The sequence below is a fragment of the Actinosynnema sp. NPDC002837 genome, from assembly GCF_040295345.1.
In the GTDB taxonomy this organism is placed as follows: domain Bacteria; phylum Actinomycetota; class Actinomycetes; order Mycobacteriales; family Pseudonocardiaceae; genus Actinosynnema.
On sequence record NZ_JBEOVG010000048.1, the window covers coordinates 23,764 to 44,226 of the forward strand.

The 20,463-nt window shown below is 71.4% G+C and carries 23 protein-coding genes and 1 pseudogene; 21 read left to right on the plus strand and 3 right to left on the minus strand.

The annotated features are described in order from the left end of the window. Positions 1-58: 58 nt before the first annotated feature. Together menD and ABTZ99_RS27795 are read left to right on the plus strand one after the other, a co-directional pair. Positions 59-1,681: a 2-succinyl-5-enolpyruvyl-6-hydroxy-3-cyclohexene-1-carboxylic-acid synthase gene (menD, locus tag ABTZ99_RS27790; protein WP_498776379.1), complete on the plus strand. Its 1,623-nt coding sequence runs from the start codon at positions 59-61 to the stop codon at positions 1,679-1,681. A gap of 56 nt (positions 1,682-1,737) precedes the next feature. Then, on the plus strand, positions 1,738-3,234 hold the full coding sequence (locus ABTZ99_RS27795) for a M1 family metallopeptidase (protein WP_498776381.1): 1,497 nt from the start codon (positions 1,738-1,740) through the stop codon (positions 3,232-3,234). A gap of 64 nt (positions 3,235-3,298) precedes the next feature. Here the strand turns inward: ABTZ99_RS27795 and ABTZ99_RS27800 are convergent, their stop codons facing one another. After that, entirely contained in the window at positions 3,299-3,517 is a 219-nt protein-coding gene (locus ABTZ99_RS27800) for a hypothetical protein (protein ID WP_498776383.1), read from the minus strand. Between the two features lie 35 nt (positions 3,518-3,552). Here ABTZ99_RS27800 and ABTZ99_RS27805 point away from each other — a divergent pair. The 3 genes and pseudogenes from ABTZ99_RS27805 to ABTZ99_RS27815 all read left to right on the plus strand — a co-directional run. Beyond that, positions 3,553-3,669: pseudogene (locus ABTZ99_RS27805) on the plus strand (helix-turn-helix domain-containing protein); the annotation flags it as partial. Between the two features lie 66 nt (positions 3,670-3,735). Next, entirely contained in the window at positions 3,736-4,365 is a 630-nt protein-coding gene (locus ABTZ99_RS27810; protein WP_499615275.1) for a DUF5753 domain-containing protein, read from the plus strand. Next, complete coding sequence (locus ABTZ99_RS27815) at positions 4,346-4,540, plus strand: DUF397 domain-containing protein (RefSeq protein ID WP_498776387.1); 195 nt, start codon at positions 4,346-4,348, stop codon at positions 4,538-4,540. Before ABTZ99_RS27810 ends, ABTZ99_RS27815 begins: the two co-directional genes overlap by 20 nt. 5 nt (positions 4,541-4,545) lie before the next feature. On the opposite strand, the gene ABTZ99_RS27820 is transcribed toward ABTZ99_RS27815, so the two are convergent. Beyond that, a complete protein-coding gene (locus ABTZ99_RS27820) occupies positions 4,546-5,775 on the minus strand; it encodes an isochorismate synthase (protein WP_498776389.1) in 1,230 nt (409 codons plus the stop codon). A 63-nt stretch (positions 5,776-5,838) separates the two neighbouring features. Here ABTZ99_RS27820 and ABTZ99_RS27825 point away from each other — a divergent pair, with 63 nt between their 5' ends. From ABTZ99_RS27825 to ABTZ99_RS27855, 7 genes are all read left to right on the plus strand, one after another. Continuing rightward, entirely contained in the window at positions 5,839-6,288 is a 450-nt protein-coding gene (locus tag ABTZ99_RS27825) for a DUF3592 domain-containing protein (protein ID WP_498776391.1), read from the plus strand. Positions 6,289-6,330: 42 nt separating this feature from the next. Beyond that, complete coding sequence (paaA, locus tag ABTZ99_RS27830) at positions 6,331-7,266, plus strand: 1,2-phenylacetyl-CoA epoxidase subunit PaaA (RefSeq protein WP_498776393.1); 936 nt, start codon at positions 6,331-6,333, stop codon at positions 7,264-7,266. Further along, positions 7,263-7,547: a 1,2-phenylacetyl-CoA epoxidase subunit PaaB gene (gene paaB, locus ABTZ99_RS27835; protein WP_053715320.1), complete on the plus strand. Its 285-nt coding sequence runs from the start codon at positions 7,263-7,265 to the stop codon at positions 7,545-7,547. Before paaA ends, paaB begins: the two co-directional genes overlap by 4 nt. Before the next feature lie 63 nt (positions 7,548-7,610). Continuing rightward, complete coding sequence (gene paaC, locus ABTZ99_RS27840; protein WP_499615228.1) at positions 7,611-8,498, plus strand: 1,2-phenylacetyl-CoA epoxidase subunit PaaC; 888 nt, start codon at positions 7,611-7,613, stop codon at positions 8,496-8,498. Then, entirely contained in the window at positions 8,495-8,986 is a 492-nt protein-coding gene (gene paaD, locus ABTZ99_RS27845; RefSeq protein ID WP_498776397.1) for a 1,2-phenylacetyl-CoA epoxidase subunit PaaD, read from the plus strand. The genes paaC and paaD overlap by 4 nt, the downstream gene beginning before the upstream one ends. Next, positions 8,986-10,020: a 1,2-phenylacetyl-CoA epoxidase subunit PaaE gene (gene paaE / locus ABTZ99_RS27850; RefSeq protein ID WP_498776399.1), complete on the plus strand. Its 1,035-nt coding sequence runs from the start codon at positions 8,986-8,988 to the stop codon at positions 10,018-10,020. Before paaD ends, paaE begins: the two co-directional genes overlap by 1 nt. 17 nt (positions 10,021-10,037) lie before the next feature. Next, positions 10,038-10,652 (plus strand): hypothetical protein, encoded by a 615-nt coding sequence (locus ABTZ99_RS27855; RefSeq protein ID WP_499615231.1) that lies wholly within the window; start codon positions 10,038-10,040, stop codon positions 10,650-10,652. A 167-nt stretch (positions 10,653-10,819) separates the two neighbouring features. Here ABTZ99_RS27855 and ABTZ99_RS27860 read toward each other — a convergent pair whose 3' ends face one another. After that, positions 10,820-11,647, minus strand: a complete 828-nt coding sequence (locus ABTZ99_RS27860) for an inositol monophosphatase family protein (RefSeq protein ID WP_498776403.1) — start codon at positions 11,645-11,647, stop codon at positions 10,820-10,822. A 144-nt stretch (positions 11,648-11,791) separates the two neighbouring features. Here ABTZ99_RS27860 and ABTZ99_RS27865 point away from each other — a divergent pair, with 144 nt between their 5' ends. From ABTZ99_RS27865 to nuoE, 9 genes are all read left to right on the plus strand, one after another. Further along, positions 11,792-12,895, plus strand: a complete 1,104-nt coding sequence (locus ABTZ99_RS27865) for a glycosyltransferase family 4 protein (RefSeq protein WP_499615234.1) — start codon at positions 11,792-11,794, stop codon at positions 12,893-12,895. Between the two features lie 47 nt (positions 12,896-12,942). Beyond that, a complete protein-coding gene (locus ABTZ99_RS27870; protein WP_499615237.1) occupies positions 12,943-14,109 on the plus strand; it encodes a glycosyltransferase family 4 protein in 1,167 nt (388 codons plus the stop codon). A gap of 65 nt (positions 14,110-14,174) precedes the next feature. Then, the gene (locus tag ABTZ99_RS27875; RefSeq protein ID WP_499615240.1) at positions 14,175-14,879 is read left to right on the plus strand and encodes a demethylmenaquinone methyltransferase; all 705 of its coding nucleotides are present in this window, start codon (positions 14,175-14,177) and stop codon (positions 14,877-14,879) included. Positions 14,880-14,957: 78 nt separating this feature from the next. Continuing rightward, positions 14,958-16,235: a geranylgeranyl reductase family protein gene (locus ABTZ99_RS27880; RefSeq protein ID WP_499615243.1), complete on the plus strand. Its 1,278-nt coding sequence runs from the start codon at positions 14,958-14,960 to the stop codon at positions 16,233-16,235. Positions 16,236-16,580: 345 nt separating this feature from the next. Next, entirely contained in the window at positions 16,581-16,946 is a 366-nt protein-coding gene (locus ABTZ99_RS27885) for an NADH-quinone oxidoreductase subunit A (RefSeq protein ID WP_053715312.1), read from the plus strand. An 11-nt stretch (positions 16,947-16,957) separates the two neighbouring features. Beyond that, on the plus strand, positions 16,958-17,506 hold the full coding sequence (locus ABTZ99_RS27890) for a NuoB/complex I 20 kDa subunit family protein (protein WP_498776413.1): 549 nt from the start codon (positions 16,958-16,960) through the stop codon (positions 17,504-17,506). A 125-nt stretch (positions 17,507-17,631) separates the two neighbouring features. Next, positions 17,632-18,330, plus strand: a complete 699-nt coding sequence (locus tag ABTZ99_RS27895; RefSeq protein WP_498776596.1) for an NADH-quinone oxidoreductase subunit C — start codon at positions 17,632-17,634, stop codon at positions 18,328-18,330. Continuing rightward, a complete protein-coding gene (locus ABTZ99_RS27900) occupies positions 18,327-19,730 on the plus strand; it encodes an NADH-quinone oxidoreductase subunit D (RefSeq protein ID WP_498776415.1) in 1,404 nt (467 codons plus the stop codon). The genes ABTZ99_RS27895 and ABTZ99_RS27900 overlap by 4 nt, the downstream gene beginning before the upstream one ends. Continuing rightward, positions 19,727-20,449 carry an NADH-quinone oxidoreductase subunit NuoE gene (nuoE, locus tag ABTZ99_RS27905; RefSeq protein ID WP_499615247.1) on the plus strand — a complete coding sequence of 241 codons (723 nt, stop codon included), beginning with the start codon at positions 19,727-19,729 and terminating at the stop codon, positions 20,447-20,449. Before ABTZ99_RS27900 ends, nuoE begins: the two co-directional genes overlap by 4 nt. Positions 20,450-20,463 lie beyond the last annotated feature (14 nt).

Sequence of the window (20,463 nt, forward strand, 5' to 3'; positions counted from 1 at the left end):
GTCCGGTCCGGCTCAGCGCGTGGAATCACCTGGTCGCGGGCTGAGCGACAATGTGCGGGTGAACCCGTCCACCGCGCAGGCCAGGGTGCTCGTCGACGAGCTGATCCGCAACGACGTCCGGCACGTCGTGCTGAGCCCCGGATCGCGCAACGCGCCGCTGTCCTTCGCCCTGCACGAGGCAGCCGCGGCCGGCCGGCTCACCCTGCACGTCCGCGTGGACGAGCGCACCGCGGGCTTCCTCGCCCTCGGCCTGGCCAAGGGCGGCGGCGAGGTCACCGCCGTCACCTGCACGTCCGGCACCGCCGTGGCGAACCTGCACCCCGCCGTGCTGGAGGCCCGGCACGCGGGCGTCGGCGTCATCGCGCTCACCGCGGACCGACCCGTCGAGCTCTACCGCACGGGCGCCAGCCAGACCGTGGACCAGCAGCGCGTCTTCGGCCTGGACACGCTCCAGTTCCCCATCGCCGAACGCCGGGAGAACCAGAACGGCCTGTGGCGCTCGCTGGTGTGCCGCGCCGTCGCCACCGCGCGCGACCAGGGCCCGGTGCACGTCAACGTCCCGTTCCGCGAGCCGCTGGTGCCCGACGGCGACGACGACTGGCCGGAGAGCCTGGACGGCCGCCCGTTCGACATGCCGTGGACCCGCGCGGCCCGCCGCACGACCACCTCCACGCACGTCGCCGACCACCTCGGCCCGCGCACCCTGGTGATCGTCGGCGACACCGAGCACGACCTCTCCGACCTGGCTGAACGCGCCGGTTGGCCGGTCGTCGCCGAACCCACCGGCCACGGCCTGCGCCACGGCTCGCTCCTGCTCAACGCGGGCGGGTTGCCCGACCACCTCGTGCCGCAGGCCGTGGTCGTCGTCGGCCGCGCCACCCTCTCCCGCGGCGTGCTCAAGCTCATCGCGCGGACCCCGGTCGTGCACGTGCTGTCCGACGAGCTCGACTGGCCGGACCCGCAGTTCACCGCCACGCACACGTCGACCGACCTGGTCCTGGGCGAGCACGACGTGGACGACGACTGGCTCACCGCCTGGCAGCACGCGGACAAGGCGGTCGCCGACGTGGTGGACGGCCTGCTGGCGGAGGAGCCCTGGCCGACCGGCCTGCACGTGGCCCGCGACTTGGTCGCCGCGCTGCCGCCGGGCGCGAACCTGTTCCTCGGCTCGTCCAACCCGGTCCGCGACGTCGACCTGGTCGCCGGGCCGCGCCGCGACGTGCGCACCTACGCCAACCGGGGCGTGGCAGGCATCGACGGCAGCGTCTCCACCGCCGCCGGCATCGCGCTCACCCGCGGCCCGACCTACGCCCTGATCGGCGACCTGACGTTCCTGCACGACGCGAACGGCCTGCTGATCGGTCCCGGCGAGCCGCGACCCGACCTGACGGTCGTCGTGCTCAACGACGACGGCGGCGGCATCTTCGCGTTGCTGGAGCAGGGCGCGAAAGAGCACGAGCGGACCTTCGAACGCGTTTTCGGCACGCCCCACGGCGTCGACCTGAAGTCGCTGTGCGCGGCGCACCACGTGCCGCACACCGAAGCCTCGACACCGGACCAGCTGAGACGAGCGCTCGACCGGCCGAGCGGAATCCGGGTGGTGGAAATCCGGGCTGAACGCCACGAATTGCGCGATCTGCACCGACGGTTGAAGGACGCCGTGTCAACCGCATTCCAATAGTGGGAATCCTACCGACGGGGGTACAGCCCGCCGGTGGCCGCGACTAGCTTCGCCGCATGTCCCTGAGAGCGAAGCTGACCCTCGGTACCGCCGCCGCGGCGTCCCTGCTCCTGCTGGCCGGCACGGCGACGGCGGCCGAGCCGGGAGCACCCGGCATCGGCGACCCGTACTACCCGAATGCGGGCAACGGCGGGTACGACGTTTCCCATTACGACATCAGGCTCAACTACCGGCCCGGTGACGACACCCTTTCCGGCACCACGACGATCCTGGCCAAAACCACCCAGGACCTGAGCCGGTTCAACCTGGACTTCCTGTTGAAGGTCAGTTCGGTCCGGGTGAACAACAAGGTCGCCGCGTTCTCGCAGTCCGGCGGCGAGCTCGTGGTCGACCCGCGCGGCACGCTGCGCGAGGGCTCGAACGTGACGGTCGTCGTCACGTACTCCGACGTGCCCTCCACGCACGCCGTGGACGGCTACACGTCGTGGAAGCGGACGCCGGACGGCGCGCTGGCCATCGACCAGCCCGACATCGCGCCGTGGTGGTTCCCGAGCAACAACCACCCGACCGACAAGGCGAAGTTCGACATCTCGGTGGCCGTGCCCACCGGCGTCGAGGTGATCTCCAACGGCACGTTCGGCGGCACCGCCCAGCAGATCAACGGCTGGACCCGCTGGCGCTACCGCAGCCTGGAGCCGATGGCCACCTACCTGGCGTTCATCGCGATCGGCCAGTTCGAGATCCGCCAGTCGACCGCGCCGAACGGTCAGCCGGTGCTCAACGCCTACTCGGAGCGGCTCGGCGCGGACTACGGCGCGGCCGTGGCCAGCATCGAGCGCACGCCCGAGGTGACGGAGTTCCTCGAGACGCAGTTCGGGCCGTACCCGTTCGAGGCGCAGGGCGGCGTGGCGACGCCGGGCATCGGCTTCGCGCTGGAGAACCAGACCCGCTCGACCTACGACACCGCGTTCTTCCGCCGCGGCGCGAACACCTACGTCGTGGCGCACGAGGTCGGGCACCAGTGGTTCGGCGACTCGGTGTCGGTGCAGGGCTGGAAGGACATCTGGCTGAACGAGGGCTTCGCCAGCTACGCGGAGTGGCTGTGGTCCGAGCACGTCGGCGAGGGCACGGTCCAGGAGAACTCGGACTTCGTCTACGCCTCCTACCCGGCCGACAGCCCGTTCTGGCAGGTCCTGCCGGGTGACCCGGGCGCGTCGAACCAGTTCCACAGCGCCGTGTACGACCGCGGCGCGCTCACCGTGCACGCGTTGCGCGGCGAGATCGGCGACGAGGCGTTCTTCGAGCTGCTGCGGGAGTGGCCGGCGGCGAAGCGCAACGGCAACGCGACGACGGACGAGTTCATCGCGTTCGCCGAGGCGCTGTCCGGCAAGCAGCTCGACGAGCTGTTCCAGACCTGGCTGTTCACGCCGGGCAAGCCGGCGGTCGCGCCGGGCGCGGCCGGTTTCGCGGCACGTGCCGCGACCGTGACCGAGCCGAAGTCGTTCAAGAAGATCCAGGAGACGCGCGAGCTGCTCGCGGGTCACCAGCACTGAGCAAGTCGAACGTCACACGCGGGGCCGTCCTCGACCCGGGGGCGGCCCCGCGTGCGTCCACCTTTCAAGCCTCGCCCGATCGCAACCTGCGCAACGCTTCCGTGCTCGTCCGGCTCAGGTTCTCCAGGCCCCGCTCGGTGAAGATCAGCTCCAGGGCGAACGAGCGCTTGCCGCCGAACTTGAACTGGGCCTCCCCTTCCTCCGCGTCCAACTCGCAGACGATGTCGCAGTCGTCGTCGACCTTCACCCACGCCTCGACGTCGGTACCGCCGGCACTGATCACGGGCACCTCCTGGTCTTACTGCTTCCCAGGCCGAGGTCGCCGCGATCGTCGGGGTGAGCGATTCGCGGATCAGCAAGGTCGAGGACGGCACCGCCACGCTCACCACCGAGCAGCTCGCGCAGGCGCTCGACTTCCTCGACGTGCACGGCGCCGAACGCGAGACCGTCCTCGAACTCGGCGCCCGCGCTCGCAAACGCCTGCGCCGCAGCGCGAAGGACGTGCAGCCGTACACCGACACGCTTCCCGGCTCGTTCCAACGGCTCGCCGACATGGAAGCGGACGCCACGGCGATCTACTGCTACGACTCCGGCGTGATCCCGGGCATGCTCCAATCTCCGGCTTACATCCGCGCCGGGATGAGCTCGGCCAACGGCGTGTTCTGGGAGCCGTCGGAGACCGAGGTCGAAACCCGCTACACGTTCCGCCGGGACCGACAGGCGAGGATCTTGGAGTCGGACGAGCCGAAGAAGCTCGAATTCGTCTTCACCGAGGACGCGGTCGAGTGTGGCGGAGGAAGCGCGGAGACCAGGCGTGAACAGCTCGAACACCTGCTCCAGCTGGCCGAACAGCACCCGGACATCACCATGCAGGTAGTGAGGTCGGGCGACCTCAGGAACCCCGTTCCGAGCGGCGGGCTGATCGTGCTCGACTTCGACGGCACCGCGCCGAATGTCGCGTTCGCCCCGACGATCTACGGGCCGTCCACGTACTTCGACGACCCGGTCGACACCGCGAACCTGTTGCGGGCGTTCAGGAAAGTCCAAGGCCTTGCCCGTGGCCACGCGGATACGATCGAGTTGATCCACAGGCGGCTACTGGAGGGTGACCATGCCGGACTCACCGCGTGACACGGGCTGGTTCAAGAGCACCTACAGCGCCCCCGCCAGCGACGCGTGCGTGGAGTGCCGCATCACCGCCGACCACGGCGTCGGTGTTCGCGACTCCAAGAACCCGGGCGCGGGCGCGTTGTGGGTCGGTTCCGCCGCCTGGTCGGGGTTCGTGGCGGGCTTGAAAGCGCGATAACCCGGTTATCGGCCTTCGAGGGCTTCCCGAAAGGGCAGCATCTTGGCGTGCGCCTCGTGGACCTCGGAGTCCGGGTCCGACTCGGCGACCAGGCCGCAGCCGGCGAACAGCCGCGCCGTGCGGCCGTCCACCTGCGCGCAGCGCAACGCGATGCCGAGCTCGCCGTCGCCGTTGCCGTCGATCCAGCCGACGGGGCCCGCGTAGCGACCGCGGTCCATGCCCTCCAGCTCCTCGATCATCGCGATGGCGTCCGCGCGCGGCGTGCCGCCGACGGCCGCCGTGGGGTGCAGCGCCTCGCCCAGCGCGAGCAGCGACGGCGTGCCGCTGAGCGTGCCGATGACGTCGCTGGACAGGTGCGAGACGTTCGGCAGCCGCAGCACCGAGGGCCCCTCCACCGACATGGTGTCGCAGAACGGCTGCAGCGTCTGCACCAGCGACGCCACCGCGTACTCGTGCTCGTCGAGGTTCTTGCCCGACGACAGCAGCGCGGCGGCCAGCTCGTCGTCCGACATGCCGTCGTGCGGCCACGTCGTGCCGGCGAGCACGCGTGAGTCGACCACGGACCCGCTGCGCCGCAGCAGCAGCTCGGGCGTGGCGCCGATCAGGCCGTCCACGGCGTACACCCAGCACTCCGGGTACCGCCGGGCCAGGCCTTCGAGCACGAACCGGTGGTCGATGTCGACGTCCGCGACCGCGAGCAGGTCGTGTGCCAGCACGACCTTGTCCAGCTCGCCCGCGCGCATCCGCTCGACCGCCGCGCGCACGGCCTCGCGGTACCCGGTGACGGACACCTGCCCGTCGCTGTAGCGCACCTCCGACGGCTTGCGCACCGGCTCGACCCGTCGCTTGCCGCCGCCGCCGATCGTGGTCAGCCAGCTGTGCCCGTTGCGGCGGCCGAGCACGACCTCGGGCACCACGAGCACCGAGTGGCCGGGTCGGTCGGAGAACGCCATGCTGACGAACGCCACCGGTCCGGTGCCGGGCACGCCGAGCTCGTCGTCCACGACGAGGTCGTCGGTGAACTCGCGCCACCAGCGGTCGGCGGCGGCGAACCGGTCCGGTCCCGACACCTCGAACCGGGCCGCCTCACCCCATCCGACCAGGCCCGTTCCGTCCCGCACCCAACTCAGCGCACCGGTCGGCGCGGGTAGCCCGCCCAGCAGGTTGTCGCCCGCGACGCGCCTGGTGTGCACGCGCAGCCGTTGTCGGGTCCGCGAGGCAGGAGCTGAGGTCACGGCGTCGAGGGTATGGACTCATCGCTGAGATCCGGCGCGGAGGCCGCCCTAGACTCCTCAGTTGTGGTGGACGACGCAGTGCGGACAGGTGCCCGCCCCAAGGCCCGGCTCCTGGTCAGCCGGGCGTTGGTGCTGCTGGGCGCGGTGGTGACGCTGATCGGGGTGATCCTGCTCGCGGCGTGCTGGCGCGACGACCTGATGATCGAGGAGCGACTGGGCAAGGCGACCGCCGAGGTGGTGTCCGTCTCGTTCCAGCGGACCGTGGTGCGCTTCGCCACGCCGGACGGCGCGGTGCACAGCCCGTCCCAGGGCCTGCTGTACCCGGAGGGGTTGGAGCCGGGCCAGTTGGTGCGCATCGAGTACGACACGGCCGACCCCGAGGTGGCGCGGGTCGCCGGGCGCACGGCCGTGCTCGCGCTGCTGCCGATCGGCACCTTCCTGCTCGCGGTGTGGGCGGTGCTGCTGCCGCTGCTCTGGTGGGTGACCCGGAGAGGCAAGCACGGCAGGTTGTGACAGTTCTGCCGTAAATCAGCCTCCAGGTGTAACATCGGGTGCATGGACCTGGAGGCGCAGTTCGAGCGCACCGTCGCGGCCGAGCAGCGCGTCGAGCCGCGCGACTGGATGCCCGACGGCTACCGGAAGACGTTGATCCGGCAGATCGCGCAGCACGCGCACTCCGAGATCATCGGCATGCAGCCCGAGGGCAACTGGATCAGCCGCGCGCCGTCGCTGCGCCGCAAGGCGATCCTGCTGGCGAAGGTCCAGGACGAGGCCGGGCACGGGCTGTACCTGTACGCGGCGACCGAGACGCTGGGCGCGGACCGCGGCGAGCTGACCGAGAAGCTGATCTCGGGCCGGCAGAAGTACTCCTCGATCTTCAACTACCCGACGCTGTCCTACGCCGACGTCGGCGTGATCGGCTGGCTCGTCGACGGCGCCGCGATCTGCAACCAGGTGCCGCTGTGCCGCACGTCCTACGGGCCGTACGCGCGGGCGATGATCCGCATCTGCAAGGAGGAGTCCTTCCACCAGCGGCAGGGCTACGAGCTGCTGATGACGATGATGTCCGGCACCGACGCCCAGCGCGCGATGGTGCAGGAGTCGGTGAACCGCTGGTGGTGGCCGTCGCTGATGATGTTCGGCCCGCCGGACGCCGAGTCGTCCAACACCGAGCAGTCGATGAAGTGGCGGATCAAGCGCAACACCAATGACGAGCTGCGGCAGAAGTTCGTCGACATGACCGTGCCGCAGGCGGAGAAGCTGGGCGTGACGCTGCCCGACCCGGAGCTGAGGTGGAACGCCGAGCGCGGGCACCACGACTTCGGCCAGCCCGACTGGGACGAGTTCTGGCAGGTCGTCGGCGGTAACGGGCCGACCAACGCGCAGCGCGTCGAGCACCGGCGCAAGGCCCACGAGGACGGCGAGTGGGTGCGTGCGGCGGCTGCGGCGCACGCTTCGAAGCACGCGGCTGTCGAGGAAGGTGTGGCATGAGTGCGTCGTGGCCGCTGTGGGAAGTGTTCGTGCGCGGCAAGCGCGGGTTGAACCACGTGCACGTCGGGTCGCTGCACGCGCCGGACGCCGAGATGGCGCTGCGCAACGCGCGTGACGTCTACACCCGGCGCAACGAGGGCGTGTCGATCTGGGTGGTGCCCGCGACGGCGATCACCGCGTCGTCGCCGGACGAGAAGGACCCGTTCTTCGAGCCGAGCGGGGACAAGGTCTACCGGCACCCGACGTTCTACGAGATCCCCGAGGACGTGCCGCACCTGTGACCCGGGTGCGGGTGTCCCGCAGAACACAGTGACAACGGCCCCCGACGAACGTGCGGTGACGCGATGAGCTTTGACAACGCGTACGAATCTTTGATCGACCACGAGGACGCGCACTGGGCGTTCGGGACCGGGTTCTCCGAGCCGTTGGCCGGGGTGGACCGCGAGGTGCCCGACGTCGACCGCGCCGACCTGGCCGCGTACTGCCTGATGCTCGGCGACGACGCGCTGGTCATGTCCCAGCGGCTGGCCGAGTGGTGCTCCCGCGCGCCGGAGCTGGAGGAGGACGTCGCGCTGGCCAACATCGCGCTCGACCTGCTCGGCCAGTCCCGGATGCTGCTGACCAGGGCGGGCGAGGTCGAGGGCGCGGGCCGGGACGAGGACGCGCTGGCGTACCTGCGCGACGAGCGGGACTTCCGCAACGTGCACCTGGCGGAGATCGAGTGCGGACCGTTCGCGGGCGGCGACTTCGCCACGACCATGGCGCGGCTGCTGGTGTTCTCGTCGTGGAAGCTCGCGCAGTACTCGCGGTTGCGGGCGAGCGCCGACCCGGTGTTGGCGGCCGTGGCGGCGAAGGGCCTGAAGGAGCTGGCCTACCACCGCGACCACGCCGCCCAGTGGGTCGTGCGGCTCGGCGACGGCACCGAGGAGTCGCACCGGCGGATGCGGGCCGGGTTGGCGCGGGTGTGGCCGTTCCTGGCCGAGCTGTTCACCCCGCACCCGGTCGAGCTGCGGCTGCCCGGTGTCGCGGTCGACCCCGCCGAGCTGCGGTCCGAAGTGGACGGTGTGCTGGACGCGGTGCTGGCGGCGGCGGGGCTGGCGCGGCCGGCGGACGTGCCCGCGGCGCGGGTCAACGGGCTGGCCGGGCGCGACGGCGTGCACACCGAGGCGTTCGGCTACCTGCTGGCCGAGATGCAGCACCTGCACCGGTCGTTGCCGGGGGCGTCGTGGTGAGCACCGCCCTCGAAGTCGCCGCGCGCGTCCGCGACCCGGAGCTGCCGGTGCTGACGCTGGCCGACCTCGGCGTGCTGCGCGAGGTCACCGAGTCCGGCGGTCGGGTGTCGGTGACGATCACGCCCACCTACTCGGGGTGCCCGGCGATCGACGAGATGGCCGCCGACCTGCGGCGGTCGTTGCTGGCGGCGGGGTACGCGGCGGTGGACGTGCGGCTGTCGCTGTCGCCCGCGTGGACCACGGACTGGATCAGCGAGGCCGGGTTGCGCAAGCTGCGGGAGGCGGGCATCGCGCCGCCGTCCCGGCTGGGACCGCGCGCGGTCGGTCCGGTGCCGTTGAACCTGACGCCGCCGTCGCGGCGGGTGACCTGCCCGCGGTGCGGGTCGTCGCGGACCGCGGAGGTGTCGCGGTTCGGGTCCACGGCGTGCAAGGCGCTGCGCCGGTGCGCGGACTGCGCCGAGCCTTTCGAGCACGTGAAGGAGATCTGATGGCACGGCCGGTGTTCCACAAGCTGACCGTCGCGTCGGTCGAGCAGCTGTGCCCGGACGCCGTCGCGGTGACGTTCGAGGTGCCGCCGTCGCTGGCCGCGGACTTCGCGTTCGCCCCAGGGCAGTACGTGACCCTGCGCAACGGCGACGAGCGGCGCTCGTACTCGATCTGCGCGCCTGCCGGCGGTCCGCTGCGGATCGGGGTGCGGCGGGTGGACGGCGGGCTGTTCTCCACGCTGCTGGTGGACCGGTTGCAGCGCGGCGACGTGCTGGAGGTGCTGCCGCCGCAGGGCAACTTCACGCCGTCCGGCGGGTCGCACCACGGTCTGGTGGTGGCCGGGTCCGGCATCACGCCCGCGTTGTCGATCGCGGCGTCGGTGCTGGCCGGCGGGGCGCGGGTGACGATGCTGTACGGGAACCGGCGTGCGGACACGGTGATGTTCGCCGAGGAGCTGGCGGACCTGAAGGACCGCTACCCGGCGCGGTTCCAGCTGGTGCACGTGCTGTCGCGGGAGCCGCGGGACGTCGAGCTGTTCAGCGGGCGGTTGGACGCGGCGAAGCTGCGGGCGCTGTTCTCGACGGTGGTGCCGTGGGCGGACGTCGACGCGTGGTGGCTGTGCGGGCCGTACGGGATGGTGCGGGACGCGGAGGACGTGCTGGGTGCGTTGGGCGTCCCCCCGTCCGCCGTGCACCACGAGCTGTTCTACGTGGACGAGCCGCCGCCTCCGCCGCGCCGCGCGGAACCGTCGGCTTCCGCTTCGGCCACCGCCACGGTGATCCTGGACGGGCGGACCACCGAGGTGCCGCTGCCGGCGGACGTGCCGATCCTCGACGCGGCCCAGCGGGTGCGCGCGGACCTGCCGTTCGCGTGCAAGGGCGGCGTGTGCGGGACGTGCCGCGCGCTGGTCGTGTCCGGTGAGGTGGAGATGCGGCGGAACTACGCGCTGGAGCCGCGCGAGGTGGAGGCCGGTTTCGTGCTGACCTGCCAGTCCGTTGCCGTGACCTCGGCGGTTACCGTGGATTACGACGCCTGATCTGGCACATTGTGCCCATGGCACGGTCGGCGCTCTGGGGACTGCTCATCGGCACGACGCTGATGACGGTCCTGTTCATGGTCACCTTGGCGGTGCCGTCCGGTGACGACTCCGCGCCGTTCCTGGCGTCCCTGGTCGCGTCCGGGATCGTCGGCGTGGTCCTGGGAGGCGTCCCGGGCACGGTGGTCGGCGTCGTGGTCGGAGCCATCCGCCGCCGTTCCCGGCCCCCGGTCCAGCTGCCACCCCCACCACCCCCGCTCCCCGTCCCGACTCCGGTGAACGACCGCTGGTCGGCGATGGTGGGCCGCTGTGAGCTGGCCGTGCAGCGGGTGGGCGCCGCCGTGGCCACCGTGCCCGCGTCACCGGCCAGGGCGTGGCTGGAGCGGATCGCCGCGCAGTTCGCCGCCGAGCTGCCGGACGTGCGCCGGATCGCCGACCTGGGCCGAGCCCTGGCCGCCGACCAGTCCCACCCGGTGACCGACCGCCTGACCGCCGCCGTCCACGACTTCACGTCGTTCGAGGACGAGGTGGGCCGCGTGGCCCTCCGACTCCTGGACCAGACGTCCCTGGACGCGGTCCGCACCCACCTGGAAGTCCTGGAACAACAACTGCCGCACATGGGCAATGGTTAGAGCGTCGGGTGGCGGCCCTGATCGAAGGCGTCCAGCGCGCTCCGGCTGCCCTGAACAGCGCGAAACCCGGCAACCGACCGTCCGGACGGTGAACCGGGTTCACTTCCAGGCCCTACTGGGCCTGGCGTGACCGACTGTACACAGAGCGCGTTGATCCGCCAAACGGCCTAACGAGGCGTGGACGACGCCTGCCACCAGGCCAGGACCTCCTCCGCCACCTCCGGCATGGCGACGAGCAGGCCGTCCACCGGCAGGGGTGCGTCCTCGCCCCGCCGGTCCAGCACGGCGGCGCCCGATTCGACGGCCAGGGCGACCGCGCCGGCCACGTCCCACTCGTGGTAGCTGTCCAGGACGGCGGCGGCGGCGTGGCCCAGGGCCACCTGGGCGACGGCCAGGGCCTTCGAGCCCAGCACCCGCACGCCCGTGCCCGCCACGGCGGCCCGCGAGATGAACTCGCCCATCCCCGGCCACGGGCCGGTCCGCGTCATCTCCGTGCACACGATGGAGCTCACCGCCTGGTCGCCGAGCCGCACCGGCGTGCCGTTCGCCCGCATGCCGCGACCCCGCGCGGCGGCGTAGATCTGGGCCCGGTACGGGTCCGCGACCACCCCGACGACCGGACCCCACCGGTCGATCAACGCCAGGCTGTACGCGCACCAGGGCACACCGGCGACGTAGTTCGCGGTCCCGTCGACCGGGTCGACCACCCAGCGGAACTCCGCGTCGCTCACCACGTCGCTGTCGGTGTCCTCGCAGAACACCGGGATGTGCGGGAACTCGGCCGTCAGCACCCGCCGCGTGTGCCGCTCCAACGTCCGGTCCGTGTCGGTCACCCAGTCGAACGGCGAGGTCTCGTCATCGGGTCGCGCGCCGCGCCCGGCGGTCGCCATGATCACGTCGGACGCGTCGTTGGCGAGTCGGCCCGCTATCTCCAGCGCGATCGACACCAGGCCGGGATCGACGGGCTGCGCGGGTCGGGACGACAAGACGGTCATGCCGACCTAGTGTCACCGCACAGAGTGACCGCGCCACGTACTCCAGGTGAACCCGTGGCCAACGTCGACCGCGACGCGAGGTGTTCGGCGCGCGTTCGCGGAGGTGTCACGCCGCCGTGTCCTTCGCACCGCATGGTGATCGGCGTGCGCGTAGCGATCGTCACCGAGAGCTTCCTGCCCCAGGTCAACGGGGTCACCAACTCGGTGCTGCGGGTCCTGGAACACCTCCGGGCGCGCGGTCACCAGGCGTTGGTGGTGGCTCCCGGCGCGGGTGCCGACCACCACCTCGGCACGCCGGTCGTGCGCGTCCCGGCGGTGGACCTGCCGAGGTTCAGCTCGCTGCCCGTCGGGGTGCCGACGCGCAAGGTGCTGACCGCGCTGGCCGACTTCCGGCCGGACGTCGTGCACCTGGCGAGCCCGTTCGTGATGGGCGCCCGCGGCCTGTCCGCCGCACGCAGGCTCGGCATCCCGACCGTCGCGGTCTACCAGACCGACATCGCCGGGTTCGCCGGCCACTACGGCCTCGGCCTCACCGCCCGTGCCGCCTGGCGGTGGACGCGCCGGCTGCACGCGCAGGCCGACCGCACGCTCGCGCCGTCGACCTGGGCCGTCGACGCGCTCCAGGAGCACGGCGTGCCGCGCGTGCACAGGTGGGGACGTGGCGTGGACGTCGAGCTGTTCCACCCGTCCCGGCGGGACGACGCGTTGCGCGCCTCGTTGGCGCCGAACGGCGAGCTGCTCGTCGGGTACGTCGGCCGGCTGTCGCCGGAGAAGCGGGTGGACCGGCTCGCGGCGCTCGCCGACCTGCCCGGCGTGCGGCTGGTGGTGGTGGGTGAGGGGCCGGAGCAGGCGCAGTTGCGGCACGACCTGCCCGGCGCGGCGTTCCTCGGGTTCAAGAGCGGCGCGGACCTGGCCACGGCGTACGCGAGCTTGGACGTGTTCGTGCACACGGGCCCGCACGAGACGTTCTGCCAGGCCGTGCAGGAGGCGTTGGCCAGCGGTGTGCCGGTGGTCGCGCCGGACGCCGGCGGGCCGCGTGACCTGGTGCAACCCGGCACCGGCTACCTGTTCGCCGACGACGGGCAGCTCAGGCGGGCCGTGGTGGAGCTGGGCGACCCGCTGCGCCGCCGCCGGTTCGGGCAGGCGGCCCGGCGCTGGGTGCGCGGGCGCACTTGGTCGGCCGTGTGCGACGAGCTGCTGGGCCACTACGCGGCCGTGCTGGACCTGCCGGAACGCCGTGCAGCATGAGGATCGGGCAGGCATGAACATCGGGCAGGCATGAAGGTCGGGCACGCATGAGGATCGTCCAGCTGGCCAACTTCTACGGTCCGCGCTCCGGCGGCCTGCGCACGGCGCTGCACCACCTCGGCGACGGTTACGCGGCGAACGGGCACCAGGTCACGTTGGTCGTCCCGGGCGCCGCGCACGCCGACGAGGAGCTGTCGCCGGGCGTCCGGCGGGTGACGTTGCCCGCGCCGCGCATCCCCGGCACCGGCGGGTACCGGGCGGTGGACCCGTGGCGCGTGCGGGCGTTGCTCGACCACCTGTCGCCCGACCGGCTGGAGGTGTCGGACCGGCTCACGCTGCGCGGCATGGGCCGGTGGGCGGCGGCGCGCGGCGTGCCGAGCGTGGTGATCTCGCACGAGCGGCTGGACCGGCTGCTGGAGCAGTTCCTGCTGCCCACGCCGTTGGCGCGGCGGGTTGCGGACCGGGCCAACGCGCGGATGGCGGCGTCCTACGACACGGTGGTGTGCACGACGGAGTTCGCGCGGGAGGAGTTCGACCGGATCGGTGCGCGCAACGTGGCCCGCGTGCCGCTGGGCGTCGACCTGCGGACGTTCACGCCGACCCGGCACGACCGGTCGTTGCGGGCGGAGCTGGCGCGGGGCGCCGACGCGCTGCTCGTGCACTGCGGGCGGTTGTCGGCGGAGAAGCACGTCGAGCGCAGCGTCGACACGGCGGCGGAGCTGCACGCGGCCGGGCACGACGTGCGGCTGGTCATCGCCGGCGACGGTCCGCGCCGGGAGGCGTTGGAACGCCGTGCCGCCGGTCTGCCGGTCACCTTCCTGGGGTTCGTCGGCCGGCGCACGGACGTCGCCGACCTCCTCGCCACCGCCGACGTCTCCCTGGCGCCGGGCCCGCACGAGACGTTCGGCCTGGCCGCCCTGGAAGCGCTGGCCTCCGGCACCCCGGTGGTCGTCTCGGCGTCCTCGGCATTGCGCGAGATCGTCCGCCCGTCCTGCGGCGCCGCCGTGCCCGACCACGCCCCGGCGTTCGCCGGCGCCGTGACCAGCCTGCTGGACCACCCCGAGCCGACCCGCCGTTCCGCCGCCCGTGCCCGCGCCGAGGAGTACCCCTGGCAAGCCGCCGTCACCGGCATGCTGACCGCCCTCCGCGCCACCTGCCCCCGCGTGTCCGACCTCCAGGACACGCGCGTTCCGGAGGGGGACACGCGGGGCTGAGGGTCGGCCGGGCCGGGGCTCAGGGTTCGGGTGGCGGGGTTGAGGGCGTCACCTAGGCTTCCGGCATGGCGCGTGCAGGTCTGGACAAGAACCCCCGCGAGGTCGCGAAGATGTTCGACGGCGTGGCCAAGGGCTACGACCGCACGAACTCGGTCATGACCCTGGGGTTCGACCGGCGCTGGCGGGAGTGGAGCAGGCGGGTCCTGGACGCCAAGCCCGGCGAGAAGGTGCTGGACCTGGCGGCGGGCACGGCCGTCTCCACGGTGGAGTACGCGGCCTCGGGCGCGTGGTGCGTGGCGGCCGACTTCTCGCTGGGGATGCTGCTGGGCGGCGCGCACCGGCCGGTGCCGAAGGTGGCTGCCGACGCCCTGCGCCTGCCTTTCGCGGACAACGCCTTCGACGCCGTCACGGTGTCCTTCGGCCTGCGCAACTTCAACGACACCGAGGCCGCGCTGCGCGAGATGGCCCGCGTCGTCAAGCCCGGCGGACGGCTCGTGGTGTGCGAGGTCTCCACGCCGACGTTCCGCCCGTTCCGCTTCGTCTACATGCGCCACCTGCTGCGGATCCTGCCGCTCATCGCCCGGTTCGTCTCCTCCAACCCGGAGGCCTACAAGTACCTCGCCGAATCCATGCGCACGTGGCCCGACCAGCGCGCGCTCGGCGAGATCGTGGCCCGCGCCGGCTGGGAGGACGTCGCCTGGATGAACCTCACCGGCGGCATGGTCGCGCTGCACCGCGGCACGAAGCCCGCACCGCCCCAGGCCTCGTAGCCCTCGAGCGCGCAAAGCCTCAGCAACGCGCAAGTAGACTCGCCCTGGACTTTGTGAACACGGGCACAAGGAGCGGGGATGACGACTCCCAGCCGCCGCAAGGCAGGCGAGGACGCCGAGGTGATCGTGGTCGGCGCGGGGCCCGCGGGCTCCACCGCGGCCACCTACCTGGCACGCGCGGGCCTGGACGTGGTGCTGCTGGAGAAGAGCACCTTCCCGCGCGAGAAGGTGTGCGGTGACGGCCTGACCCCGCGCGGGGTCAAGCAGCTGATCGACCTGGGCATCGACACCCGCGAGGAAGCCGGCTGGCTGCACAACCGCGGCCTGCGCGTGGTCGGCGGCGGCGTCACGCTGGAGCTGGACTGGCCCGAGCTGGCCACGTTCCCGCCCTACGGCCTGGTCCGCCCGAGGCAGGACTTCGACGAGATGCTGGCGAACACCGCCGTCGCCGCGGGCGCCCGCATGCACCAGCAGACCACCGTCACCGGCGCGGTGGTCGAGAACGGCCGGGTCGTCGGCGTCGAGGCCAAGCAGGGCCCGGACAAGACCCCCGTCACCTACAGGGCGCCCATCGTCCTGGCCTGCGACGGCGTCAGCGCCCGCCTCGCCCTCAGCGTCGGCATCCAGAAGGACGACGCCAAGCCGATGGGCGTCGCGGTCCGCCGCTACTACGCCAGCCCCCGCACCAAGGACGACTACCTGGAGTCGCACCTGGAGCTGTGGGACCGCGCCAACGACGTCCTGCTGCCCGGCTACGGCTGGATCTTCGGCATGGGCGACGGCACCGTGAACGTCGGCCTCGGCATCCTCAGCACCTCCAAGGCCTACGGCACCACGGACTACCGCGCGCTGCTCAAGAGCTGGCTCGACGGCACCCCCGAGGAGTGGGGTTTCCGCGAGGAGAACGCCACCGGCAAGATCGGCGGCGCGGCCCTGCCGATGGGGCTGAACCGCAAGCCCCACTACCGCGACGGCCTGCTGCTCGTCGGCGACGCGGGCGGCATGGTCAACCCGTTCAACGGCGAGGGCATCGGCTACGCCATGGAGTCGGCCCGGATCGCGGCCGAGACCGCGGTGCAGGGCCTGGCCCGCCAGGGCGCGAGCCGCGAACGCGCGCTGCACGGCTACCCCGTGCGCATCGAACAGGCCCTGGGCAGCTACTACCGGCTCGGCAACGTCTTCAGCAAGCTCATCGGCAACCCCACGGTCATGCGCACCGCCACCAAGTACGGGCTGCCGCGCAAGACCCTGATGAAGCTGGTCCTGAAGCTGCTCGCGGGCCTTTACGACCCCAAGGACGGCGACTCGTTCGACCGCATCATCACCGCGGCCACGAAACTCGCCCCAACGGCCTAACGGGCCTCCGCTAACCGACGCAGCGCCGACTTGAGAGTCGGCGCTGTTTCGTTTTCGGTGTGCTCCCGTTCACCGACGGGTCAGCCAACTGTTGATCTGCACCGTGAAAGTGCAGGTCAGTGCCTATGACGGGGGTGCCCGTCACGCCTCTGTGTGACGTTCTACACTGACCCTCAGGTCTTGTGAATCAGTTCACAACCGGCTGAGATGCCTTGTGAAGTGTTTCACAAGCGACCTGCGGATTGTTAGGCACGCCTAACCTCCGGAGGCCGCAAGAACACCCTTTAGGGTGCGCAACGGTCGGCGGTGCACCACCACCGCGACGCGAGGAAAGGACGACGGAGAGTGCTGGACCCTTACCTCCCCCTCGTATTGATGTTCGTCCTCGCCGGGGCCTTCGCGCTGTTCTCGGTGACGGCCGCGCCGTACATCGGTCCCCGCCGCTACAACCGCGCGAAGCTCGACGCCTACGAGTGCGGCATCGAGCCGTCGCCGCAACCCGTGGTGGGCGGTGGCCGCATGCCGGTCGCCTACTACCTCACGGCGATGCTGTTCATCCTGTTCGACATCGAAATGGTGTTCCTCTACCCCTTCGCGGTCTCCGCGGACCGGCTCGGCCTGTTCGGCCTGGTGGAGATCGCCCTGTTCGTCGCGACGGTCGGCTTCGCGTACGCCTACGTGTGGCGTCGCGGCGGCCTCGACTGGAACTGAGGGGGAAACCAGTGGGTCTCGAAGAGAAGCTCCCGAACGGCATCCTGCTCGCCAGCGTGGAGAAGCTGGTCAACTGGACCCGCAAGTCCTCGCTGTGGCCCGCCACGTTCGGCCTGGCGTGCTGTGCGATCGAGATGATGACCACCGGCGGCCCGCGCTACGACCTCGCGCGGTTCGGCATGGAGGTCTTCCGCGCCTCGCCGCGCCAGGCCGACCTGATGATCGTCGCGGGCCGGGTGACCAACAAGATGGCGCCGGTGCTGCGGCAGATCTACGACCAGATGCCGGAGCCGCGCTGGGTGCTCGCCATGGGCGTGTGCGCCTCCAGCGGCGGCATGTTCAACAACTACGCGGTCGTGCAGGGCGTGGACCACGTCGTGCCGGTCGACATGTACCTGCCCGGCTGCCCGCCGCGGCCGGAGATGCTGATCGACGCGATCCTCAAGATCCACGCGAAGATCATGGACGAACCGCTCGGGGCGAACCGCGCCGCGCTGCTGGCCGAGTCCGGCCACCAGACGGCCATGATCCCGTCCTCCGAGCGCTTTGCGAAGAAGTGAGCGGCATGGCAAACGACAGCAGCCCAGGCGGAACCGGCGCTGAGCAGGGCAAAGACGTCGAGAAGGCCCCCGGCGCGGGCACCCCGCAGACCGAGGGCAACCCCGAGGCGCTCAGCTCCGCGAGCATGAACGAGGCCCAGCACGAGGAGCACCTCGCGCGCGGCGGCATGGTCGCGGGCAAGGCGCGCCAGGGCATGTTCGGCATCTCCGGCACCGGCGACACCTCCGGCTTCGGCGGCCTGCGGCTGCCCGCCCACGTCGCCGCGCCGTCCGAGCGGCCCTACGGCGGCTGGTTCGACGAGGTCGCCGACGAGCTGCTGGCCGCGATCCGGGAGAAGGGCCTGCCCGCCGACACGGTCCAGCAGATCACCGTCGACCGCGGCGAGATCACCTTCTTCCTGCGCCGCGAGAACCTCGTGGACGTGGCGCGCATCCTGCGCGACGACCCGGCGCTGCGGTTCGAGCTGTGCAGCTCGGTGTCCGGTGTGGACTACGGCGCCGACGCGCCGCAGCGGCTGCACTCGGTCTACCACCTGACGTCGATGACCTACCGCCGGCGCATCCGGCTGGAGGTCGCGGTCGACGTGGACGACGCGCACATCCCCAGCGTGGTCTCGGTCTACCCGACCGCGGACTGGCAGGAGCGCGAGGCCTGGGACATGTTCGGCATCGTCTACGACGGCCACCCGGGGCTGACCCGGATCCTCATGCCGGACGACTGGGACGGCCACCCGCAGCGCAAGGACTACCCGCTCGGCGGCATCCCGGTGGAGTACAAGGGCGCGGAGATCCCCCCGCCAGACCAGAGGCGGTCCTACTCATGACCGAGCGACTTTCCGACGTGACCACCGGCACCGACACCAGTGCCGCGGGCCGTGACAGCGAAGCCCACGACGCCGGCCGCACCACGCCGGACACCGACGCGTACGCCGGCTCGCGCCAGACGACCGAGGGCACCGTCTACACGGTGACCGGCGGCGACTGGGACGAGGTGCTGGCCGAGGCCGCGGGTGACGAGCGCATCGTCATGAACCTGGGCCCGCAGCACCCCTCCACGCACGGCGTGCTGCGCCTGGTGCTGGAGCTGGAGGGCGAGACCGTCACCCAGGCCCGCAGCGTCATCGGCTACCTGCACACCGGCATCGAGAAGAACGTCGAGTACCGCAACTGGACCCAGGGCGTCACGTTCGTGACGCGCATGGACTACCTGGCCCCGCTGCACAACGAGGCCGCGTACTGCATGTCGGTCGAGAAGCTGCTCGGCATCACCGTCCCGCAGCGGGCGCAGACGATCCGCGTGCTGCTCATGGAGCTCAACCGGATCAGCTCGCACCTGGTGGCGCTGGCCACCGGCGGCATGGAGCTCGGCGCGCTGACCGGCATGACCGCGGGCTTCCGCGAGCGCGAAGAGGTCCTGCACCTGCTGGAGTTCCTCACCGGTCTGCGGATGAACCACGCGTTCATCAGGCCCGGCGGCTTGGCGCAGGACCTGCCGGACGGCGCCGAGCAGAAGATCAAGGACTTCATCAAGGTGATGGACTCCCGGCTGCCGGACTACGACAAGCTGCTGTCGGGCCAGCCGATCTGGCGCAACCGCCTCGCGGGCGTCGGCTACCTGCCGGTGGACGCGTGCCTCGCGCTGGGCATCACCGGGCCGATCCTGCGCTCCGCGGGCCTGCCGTGGGACCTGCGCAAGGTCGACCCCTACTGCGGCTACGAGAACTACGAGTTCGACGTGCCCACGTCCAACGCCGCCGACTCCTACGCCCGCTACCTGCTGCGGCTGGAGGAGATCCACCAGTCGCTCAAGATCGTCCGGCAGGCCGTCGACAACCTGACGCCCGGCCCGGTCATGGTGGCCGACGCCAAGGTCGCGTGGCCCGCGCAGCTGACCATCGGCGCGGACGGCATGGGCAACTCGCTCGAGCACGTCCGCAAGATCATGGGCCAGTCCATGGAGTCCCTGATCCACCACTTCAAGCTGGTGACCGAGGGCTTCGCGGTGCCGGCGGGCCAGGTGTACGTGCCGATCGAGTCGCCGCGCGGCGAGCTCGGCTACCACGTCGTCTCCGACGGCGGCACCCGGCCGATGCGCGTGCACGTGCGCGAACCCAGCTTCGTGAACCTCCAGTCGATGCCCGCGATGTGCGAGGGCGGCATGGTCGCCGACGTCATCGCCTCGGTGGCCTCTATCGACCCGGTGATGGGTGGTTGTGACCGATGACGCAGACGCAGGAACCCACCGACCTGTTCGACCAGTCCATCGTGGACAAGGCGCAGGCGATCATCGCGCGCTACCCGCAGGCGCGGTCGGCGCTGCTGCCGATGCTGCACCTGGTGCAGTCGGTCGAGGGGTACGTCAGCCAGGCGGGCATCACGTTCTGCGCCGGCCAGCTCGACCTGACCAACGCCGAGGTCAGCGCGGTCGCGACGTTCTACACCATGTACAAGCGCCGCCCGTGCGGCGAGCACCTGGTGAGCGTCTGCACGAACACGCTGTGCGCCGCGCTCGGCGGTGACGCCATCTACGCCAAGCTCAAGGACCACCTGGACGTCGGCCACGAGGAGACCGCGGGCGAGCCGGGCACGCCGGGCTCGATCACGCTGGAGCACGCCGAGTGCCTGGCGGCCTGCGACCTCGGCCCGGTGCTCCAGGTCAACTACGAGTACTTCGACAACCAGACGCCCGAGGGCGCGCTGGAGCTGGTGAAATCCCTGCAGGCGGGGGACAAGCCCCACCCGACGCGGGGCGCGCCGCTGACCGACTTCCGCCAGGCCGAGTTGCAGCTGGCCGGGTTCTTCGAGGGTCGTGACGCGGACCTGGACGGCCCGTCGGCCGCACCGGAGACGGTGCGCGGGGCCAAGATCGCCGCGGAACGCGGCTGGACCGCGCCGGCCATGCCGGACAACGCGGAGTTCCCGCCGCTGCCGGAGAAGAAGTAGGTAGGGGAGCTGAC

Coding starts and splice junctions, on each gene's coding strand:
- ABTZ99_RS27795 (WP_498776381.1), top strand. CDS start 1,738: ATGTCCCTGAGAGCGAAGCTGACCCTCGGTACCGCCGCCGCGGCGTCC.
- ABTZ99_RS27815 (WP_498776387.1), top strand. CDS start 4,346: ATGCCGGACTCACCGCGTGACACGGGCTGGTTCAAGAGCACCTACAGC.
- paaA (WP_498776393.1), top strand. CDS start 6,331: ATGGACCTGGAGGCGCAGTTCGAGCGCACCGTCGCGGCCGAGCAGCGC.
- paaB (WP_053715320.1), top strand. CDS start 7,263: ATGAGTGCGTCGTGGCCGCTGTGGGAAGTGTTCGTGCGCGGCAAGCGC.
- paaC (WP_499615228.1), top strand. CDS start 7,611: ATGAGCTTTGACAACGCGTACGAATCTTTGATCGACCACGAGGACGCG.
- paaE (WP_498776399.1), top strand. CDS start 8,986: ATGGCACGGCCGGTGTTCCACAAGCTGACCGTCGCGTCGGTCGAGCAG.
- ABTZ99_RS27855 (WP_499615231.1), top strand. CDS start 10,038: ATGGCACGGTCGGCGCTCTGGGGACTGCTCATCGGCACGACGCTGATG.
- ABTZ99_RS27860 (WP_498776403.1), bottom strand. CDS start 11,647: ATGACCGTCTTGTCGTCCCGACCCGCGCAGCCCGTCGATCCCGGCCTG.
- ABTZ99_RS27870 (WP_499615237.1), top strand. CDS start 12,943: ATGAGGATCGTCCAGCTGGCCAACTTCTACGGTCCGCGCTCCGGCGGC.
- ABTZ99_RS27875 (WP_499615240.1), top strand. CDS start 14,175: ATGGCGCGTGCAGGTCTGGACAAGAACCCCCGCGAGGTCGCGAAGATG.
- ABTZ99_RS27880 (WP_499615243.1), top strand. CDS start 14,958: ATGACGACTCCCAGCCGCCGCAAGGCAGGCGAGGACGCCGAGGTGATC.
- ABTZ99_RS27895 (WP_498776596.1), top strand. CDS start 17,632: ATGAACGAGGCCCAGCACGAGGAGCACCTCGCGCGCGGCGGCATGGTC.
- ABTZ99_RS27900 (WP_498776415.1), top strand. CDS start 18,327: ATGACCGAGCGACTTTCCGACGTGACCACCGGCACCGACACCAGTGCC.
- nuoE (WP_499615247.1), top strand. CDS start 19,727: ATGACGCAGACGCAGGAACCCACCGACCTGTTCGACCAGTCCATCGTG.